At 70.5% G+C, this 6,098-nt stretch carries 7 protein-coding genes and 1 pseudogene; 4 read left to right on the forward strand and 4 right to left on the reverse strand.

The features are described 5' to 3' along the window. From glmM to A9X04_RS22980, 3 genes are all read left to right on the forward strand, one after another. Positions 1–1,038, forward strand: a 1,038-nt coding sequence (gene glmM / locus A9X04_RS22970; protein ID WP_067925465.1) for a phosphoglucosamine mutase, incomplete at its 5' end; no start/stop codon positions are given. A 43-nt stretch (positions 1,039–1,081) separates the two neighbouring features. Then, positions 1,082–1,411, forward strand: a complete 330-nt coding sequence (locus A9X04_RS22975) for a hypothetical protein (RefSeq protein WP_067925467.1) — start codon at positions 1,082–1,084, stop codon at positions 1,409–1,411. A 2-nt stretch (positions 1,412–1,413) separates the two neighbouring features. After that, positions 1,414–2,751, forward strand: a complete 1,338-nt coding sequence (locus A9X04_RS22980) for a hypothetical protein (protein WP_067925470.1) — start codon at positions 1,414–1,416, stop codon at positions 2,749–2,751. A 4-nt stretch (positions 2,752–2,755) separates the two neighbouring features. Here the strand turns inward: A9X04_RS22980 and A9X04_RS22985 are convergent, their stop codons facing one another. The 4 genes from A9X04_RS22985 to A9X04_RS30595 form a co-directional block, all read right to left on the reverse strand. Then, positions 2,756–3,799, reverse strand: a complete 1,044-nt coding sequence (locus A9X04_RS22985) for an LLM class F420-dependent oxidoreductase (RefSeq protein WP_067925474.1) — start codon at positions 3,797–3,799, stop codon at positions 2,756–2,758. A gap of 42 nt (positions 3,800–3,841) precedes the next feature. Beyond that, the gene (locus A9X04_RS22990) at positions 3,842–4,681 is read right to left on the reverse strand and encodes a dienelactone hydrolase family protein (RefSeq protein ID WP_067925477.1); all 840 of its coding nucleotides are present in this window, start codon (positions 4,679–4,681) and stop codon (positions 3,842–3,844) included. A 23-nt stretch (positions 4,682–4,704) separates the two neighbouring features. Beyond that, positions 4,705–4,938: an Rv1535 family protein gene (locus A9X04_RS22995; RefSeq protein WP_067925480.1), complete on the reverse strand. Its 234-nt coding sequence runs from the start codon at positions 4,936–4,938 to the stop codon at positions 4,705–4,707. A 447-nt stretch (positions 4,939–5,385) separates the two neighbouring features. Beyond that, positions 5,386–5,532, reverse strand: a complete 147-nt coding sequence (locus tag A9X04_RS30595) for a hypothetical protein (protein WP_156764500.1) — start codon at positions 5,530–5,532, stop codon at positions 5,386–5,388. An 81-nt stretch (positions 5,533–5,613) separates the two neighbouring features. Here A9X04_RS30595 and A9X04_RS23000 point away from each other — a divergent pair. After that, positions 5,614–6,098, forward strand: a pseudogene (locus tag A9X04_RS23000) (glutamine--fructose-6-phosphate aminotransferase); the annotation flags it as partial.

Consider the following 6,098-nt stretch of genomic DNA (forward strand, 5'->3'; position numbering starts at 1 on the left):
GCGTCGCACAACCCGATGCCCGACAACGGCATCAAGATCTTCGGTCCCGGCGGCCGCAAGCTCGACGACGACACCGAAGATCAAATTGAGGCGCTGCTCACCGCGGAAGTCGGGATGCGCCCCGTCGGCGCCGGGATCGGTCGGGTCATCGACGCCGAGGACGCCGACGACCGCTACCTGCGCCACCTGAGCAAGGCCAGCACGCTGCGCCTCGACGGCCTGACCGTAGTGGTCGACTGCGCCCACGGCGCGGCGTCGTCGGTGGCGCCGCGCGCCTACCGCGCGGCCGGCGCGCGGGTCATCGCGATCAACGCCGAGCCCAACGGCCTGAACATCAACGACAACTGCGGCTCCACCCACCTCGATTCGCTGCGCGCCGCCGTCATCGCCCACCGCGCCGACCTCGGCCTGGCCCACGACGGCGACGCGGACCGCTGCCTGGCCATCGACGCCAACGGCGAGCTCGTCGACGGCGACGCGATCATGGTGGTCCTCGCGCTGGCCATGCGCGAGGCCGGCGAGTTGGCCTCGGACACGCTGGTGGCCACCGTGATGAGCAACCTCGGGCTGCACCTGGCCATGCGCTCCGCCGGGATCACCGTGCGCACCACCGGCGTCGGCGACCGCTACGTCCTCGAGGAGCTGCGGGCCGGCGACTACAGCCTGGGCGGCGAGCAGTCCGGGCACATCGTGATGCCCGCGCTGGGCTCCACCGGCGACGGCATCGTCACCGGGCTGCGGCTGATGACGCGCATGGTGCAGACCGGCTCGTCGCTGACCGAGCTCGCCGCGCCCATGCAGACGCTGCCCCAGGTGCTGATCAACGTCCGCGTCGCCGACAAGGACACCGCCGCCGCCGCGCCCGCCGTGCGCACCGCGGTCGGCGACGCCGAGGCCGAACTCGGCGACACCGGCCGAATCCTGTTGCGCCCCTCCGGAACCGAGCCCGTGATCCGGGTGATGGTGGAGGCGCCCGAAGCCGACGTCGCCCAGCGCGTGGCGAACCGGGTGGCTGAGGCGGTCAGCGCCGCGCACTGAATCTCCTCGGAACCCGGGCGCGCGTCCGGGCGTCGGATTAGGCATGAGATTCGACAGGGGAGTACGACCGGTCGCCGTGGCGCGCACCGAGATCGACGTCCCGGCGACGCACCGCGTCGCCGATCAGTTCCGCGCCGCCGCCGACCTCCTCGACCGCGCCCTCAGCGATCAGCTGGGCCGGCTGGCTTTCGGCGGGGCCTGCGCCGGGCGGGCGCACACCACGCGCGGTGACGCGCTACGCGCTGAACTGGAGCGGCTGACCCTGCAGGTGGCGCAGTGGTCGCGCGGGTCCGTGGAGATCGCCGCCGCCCTCCGGGGCAGCGCCGACCGTTACGCGGACGCCGAACTGTATGCCGCGGCGCGGATCGCCTGATCATGGCCGACCGGTTGGACGTCGCCGCGCGCCTCGCCGAAGGATTGCCCGCGGTCGAGCACACCCAGAGTTACGTGCGGGCGTGCCACGCGCTGGGCTACCAACACCCCGACCTCACGGCGCATCCCGCACAGGTCCACGACTGGTACGACAACGAAGACGGCCTGGACCTGCGCGCCCTCGACCGTGACTGCGCGGAGTTGCGGGCGGCGGGCGACGCGGTCTCCGAAGCACTGCGGATGCAGCGCGCCCAGGTGGCCGAGCTGGCCGCGGCGTGGACGGGGCCCGGCGGGGAAGCCGCCGTCCGGTTCCTTCAGCGCCACTGCGACGCCGCCAGCGCGGTGACCACCGAATTGCGCGCGGCGGCGCAACGGTGTGAATCACTGCGCGACAACCTGTGGTACCTGGTCGACTCGAAGGTCGCGACCGCCATCGCCATCGACGACCGCACTCAGGCGCTGCGCCCAACCTGGTTGGCCGCGGCAGCGACGGTCACGACCGGTGCGGGGGATCGGCCGGCCGCTGAAGGGGTGGTGCGCGAGCAGGTAATGCCCTACGTGGACAACGAGATCCGCGACGACTGGCTGACGACGATGCGCTCGACACGCGACGGTGTGGCGACCTCCTACGACATGGTCACCGACAGGATGGCCGCCGCGCCGGCCGCCCGCTTCGAAGCTCCCGGGGACCTCGGGACCGGTTACCAGCCCCTGCCGCCGGCCCCGCCCGCCGCAGCACGCGTGGCGGTCACTCCCGCTGCCGCCACCCCGCCGGCGGATCCGGCGCCGACCGCGGCGACCGTCGCGCCGTCTCCTGTTCCCCCCACACCGCCGCCGGACTGGGGATCGACGCTCGGTTACGCGGCCGGCATACCCGGGGAAGGACTGGGCGACGGGCTCGCCGGTGGTGGGCTCGGCGGGGGTGAAGGTCTCCTCGGGCTGGCCAGCAGGATCGTCGACGCGGTCGGTGGGCTGATCGGCTCGGCGGGCAACGGATCCGAAGCCACCGATCCTTTCGACGAGGGAGACCCCTTCGGCGAGGACCCGTTTGGGGCCGACGACACCGATGACGAGCCCGCCAAACCGGAAGACGTCGGTGACGCGGTGGAGGCCACGCCCGACGCGGTGGCTCAGCCGGTCGACGCGCCGCTGCCCGCGGATGCGCCGCCGCTCGCGGATGCGCCGGCGCTGACAGACCCGGCGCCACCGGCGGTCGCCCCACCGCCAGACGCACCCGCACCGGCTGCCGCTCCCGCCGGGGGTGGCCCGGGGCCTGCGGCGACCGAACCGAAGACGCCGTGCGAGATCGCCGCGGACCAGCTTCCGCAGGCCGGGCAGTGACGGCTCACGCGGGGCGCAGCTGGAGCACGTCCTCGACGAAGCGGACGGATTCGGCGCGGTCGGTGGCCAGCGGGCTGAGCAGCAGCGTCGTCACCCCGGCCTCGGCAAAGGCGGCCAGGCGTTCGGCGACGTACCCGCGCGGGCCCACCAGCGACATGCCGCGCACCAGATCGTCGGGCACCGCGTCGATGGCCTCGCGCTTGCGGCCCGACAGGTAGAGCTCCTGGATACGGTCGGCGACCTCGCCGAACCCGTAGCGCGTCGCCAGGGCGTGGTAGAAGTTGCGGCCCTTGGCGCCCATCCCACCCAGGTACAGGCCCAGCTGCGGCTTGACCCACGCCAGCCGCTCGTCGACGTCGTCGCCGATGGCCACCGACGCGTGCACCATCACGTCCAGCGGGCCCAGCGCCGGGTCACGCTTGGCGGTCCCGGCCGCCAGCGCCTCGCCCCACACCGACGCCGCCTTGTCTGGGAGGTAGAAGACGGGCTGCCAGCCCTCGGCGATCTCGGCGGTCAGCTCGACATTCTTCGGGCCCAGCGCGGCGATGCTGATCGGGATCCGTTCGCGCACAGGGTGATTGATGAGCTGCAGGGCCTTGCCCAAGCCGGTGCCGCGATCCGGGGGCAACGGGATCTGGTAGTGCTTGCCGTCGTGCCGCAGCCGCTCGCGCCGCCACACCTTTCGGCAGATCTCCACGATCTCGCGGGTGCGCCCCAGCGGCGCGTCGAACTCCACGCCGTGGAAGCCCTCGATCACCTGCGGCCCGGAGGTGCCGATCCCCAGCTGAAATCGGCCGTCGGACACGAAGTCCAGCCCCGCGGCCGTCATCGCCAGCAGCGAGGGCGTGCGGATGTAGATGGGAAACACCCCGGACGCCAGCTCGACGGTGTTCGTCTTGGCGGCGAGGTAGCCGAGCTGGCTCACCGCGTCGAAGGCGTACGCCTCGGCCACCACGGCGATGTCGATGCCGGCCTTCTCGAGTTCGACCACGCGGTCCACGCCCTGATGAAACCCGCCCGAATAATCCAGGGCGATCCCGATTCGCATCAACGACAGATACCACGACGGCGACAGTGGGCGATTACCCCGTCACTTCAACAGCGCGACGATCTTCTCTTCCAGGGCGACCGGCGGGGCATCGGGGTCCAGCGGATCGGTCTTGGGCAGGTGGGCGTCCGGATCGGCGAAGTCGCGATACGTCTTGTCCCCGCCCAGCGCGGCGAGCAGGTAGCCGGTCAGCAGCGCCCGTACGGTGCGCTGGGTGCGCCGGTTCGGGCCGGCCAGCCCGAACACCTTGGTCAGCCGCCGGCCCTCCACCAGCCCGCCGGGCTGGGCCTTGCTGACGATGCGCAGCGTGGCGGCGTCCCACGCCCGCGACAGCGACAGCGCGTTGGAGTTCAGCGACCTCGGATCCCCCGGCGCGGTCAGGATCAACCCGGGCAGCTTCAGCGTCGCGGCAGGCTGTTCGGCCGGGGGACTGGTCACCGCGGGGAACAACGCGGCCGCCGCCGCCAGCTTCTTCGGCATGCCGGCCGCGGCGAACACGGCGGCCGAGCCGCCGAATCCGTGCCCGACCACGCCCAGCTTGGCGGGATGCACGCTGATCTTGCCCGGCCCGAGCCGGACACCGGACACGATGTCCAGCGCGGTGCCGAGGTCGAACGCGAAGTTGAGGACGGACGGGGCCAGGCCGCGTTCGGTGTCGGGGGCGCCGGCCACGATGCCCCACGACGCCAGGTGCTCGAGCAGACCCGAATAGTTGGCGGCCCTGGTGAGCCAGTCGTGTCCGAACGCGATCCCGGGCAATCCCAGCCCCGCCTCCGGGGTGTACACCACGCCCGGTAGACCGGCGAAGGCCAGGTCACCACGCAAAACCCGGTGCGGGCCACGGCGGCTGAGGGCTGCGACGAGCTTGCGGGTGCGGGCCACGCGTCGACGTTAGCGCATCGGTGCTAGGCCCTGACCTCGATCATGCCGACCCGCCAGAGCACCGCATACACGTGGCGCAGCGGGATGCTGAGCAACCGGGCGGCGGCGTCCACCATCGGGTCGCCACCGCCGATCGGCTCGCGGTGCCGCCGCTTGGGCGCCGGCTTGGGCGCCGGCTTGGGTGCCGGAGCCACCGTGAGGCTCGGCGCAGCAGCGGACGAAAGAGTCACCACATCGTCGAACAGAACAGCAGTCATGATTCTCCCCTTGAAGGTCTGCGAAATTTCGGATTAACATCTATTAACGGTTACTTATCCGGCGGCTTAAGCGTTCCTGGACTATTTATAACGAACCGAATTAGAGGTACGGCGAGAAACGCGTTTACCGGGTAGCTGGACGATCGGCATTGATGTCTGTCTTAAACGGTTATTGCTGAGAATTACTGTCGCGCTGTGCGCATTCATCCTGGTCGACCACATGATCACCCAGGTGCTGACCGATCATGCGGGCGTCAACGATCCGTCCTTTCTGCTGGCTTCGTGATTGCCAGTCATAGCCGATAAGCAGAATGTTAAGTAGCTGAATTGCTGGAGCGATGACGCCGATGAAAACGCCACGAATACATCAGGTGAAAACGCTTCTATCGTTTATGTAGACGGCATGAGCAGGACGGTCGGCGGCCGTGCGGCGGCAAACCGGGTGGATTAGTTCACGTGCAGCTGCGCGGTGCGGTAGGCCGCTTCGCATTGCTCGACGGTTCCGGTGAAGGTGTAGCTGCGGTGTTGCGAGAAGATGACCGCGCCGGTGTGCTCGCTGAGGCGGAGTTGGAAACGTCGGTAGGGGTCGGTCAAACGGGACTTTCGTGCAGGTGGGCGGGCTAGCCATCACGCGGAGTGCGGGGCCGGTGGCCCGCCTGCACTACCCTGGTTCAAATGTGCGGAATCGTCGGCTACGTCGGGCAGCAGCCTGCCTGCAAGGTCGTCATGGATGCGCTGCGCCGGATGGAATACCGCGGCTACGACTCTTCGGGGATCGCACTCGTCAACGGCGCCGGCGCGCTCACGGTGTGTCGCCGCGCGGGCCGGCTGGCCAATCTGGAGGAGGCGGTCGCGCAGATGCCGCCGGAGTCGCTGGGCGGCACCACCGGCCTGGGCCACACGCGCTGGGCCACGCACGGGCGCCCCACCGACCGCAACGCGCATCCGCACCGCGACGCCGCCGGCAAGATCGCCGTCGTCCACAACGGCATCATCGAGAACTACCCGAGCCTGCGCCACGAGCTGGAGGCCTACGGCGTGGAGTTCACCAGCGACACCGACACCGAGGTGGCGGTGCACCTGGTGGCGCAGGCCTACCGGCACGGGCCGACCTCCGGTGACTTCGCCGCCTCGGTGCTGGCCGTGCTGCGCCGGCTGGA

The organism is Mycobacterium sp. E3247 (genome assembly GCF_001667785.1).
GTDB lineage: Bacteria > Actinomycetota > Actinomycetes > Mycobacteriales > Mycobacteriaceae > Mycobacterium.

Excerpts from the sequence above, each read along its gene's own strand:
- A9X04_RS22975 (WP_067925467.1), top strand. The coding sequence starts at position 1,082 with ATGAGATTCGACAGGGGAGTACGACCGGTCGCCGTGGCGCGCACCGAG.
- A9X04_RS22980 (WP_067925470.1), top strand. The coding sequence starts at position 1,414 with ATGGCCGACCGGTTGGACGTCGCCGCGCGCCTCGCCGAAGGATTGCCC.
- A9X04_RS22985 (WP_067925474.1), bottom strand. The coding sequence starts at position 3,799 with ATGCGAATCGGGATCGCCCTGGATTATTCGGGCGGGTTTCATCAGGGC.
- A9X04_RS22995 (WP_067925480.1), bottom strand. The coding sequence starts at position 4,938 with ATGACTGCTGTTCTGTTCGACGATGTGGTGACTCTTTCGTCCGCTGCT.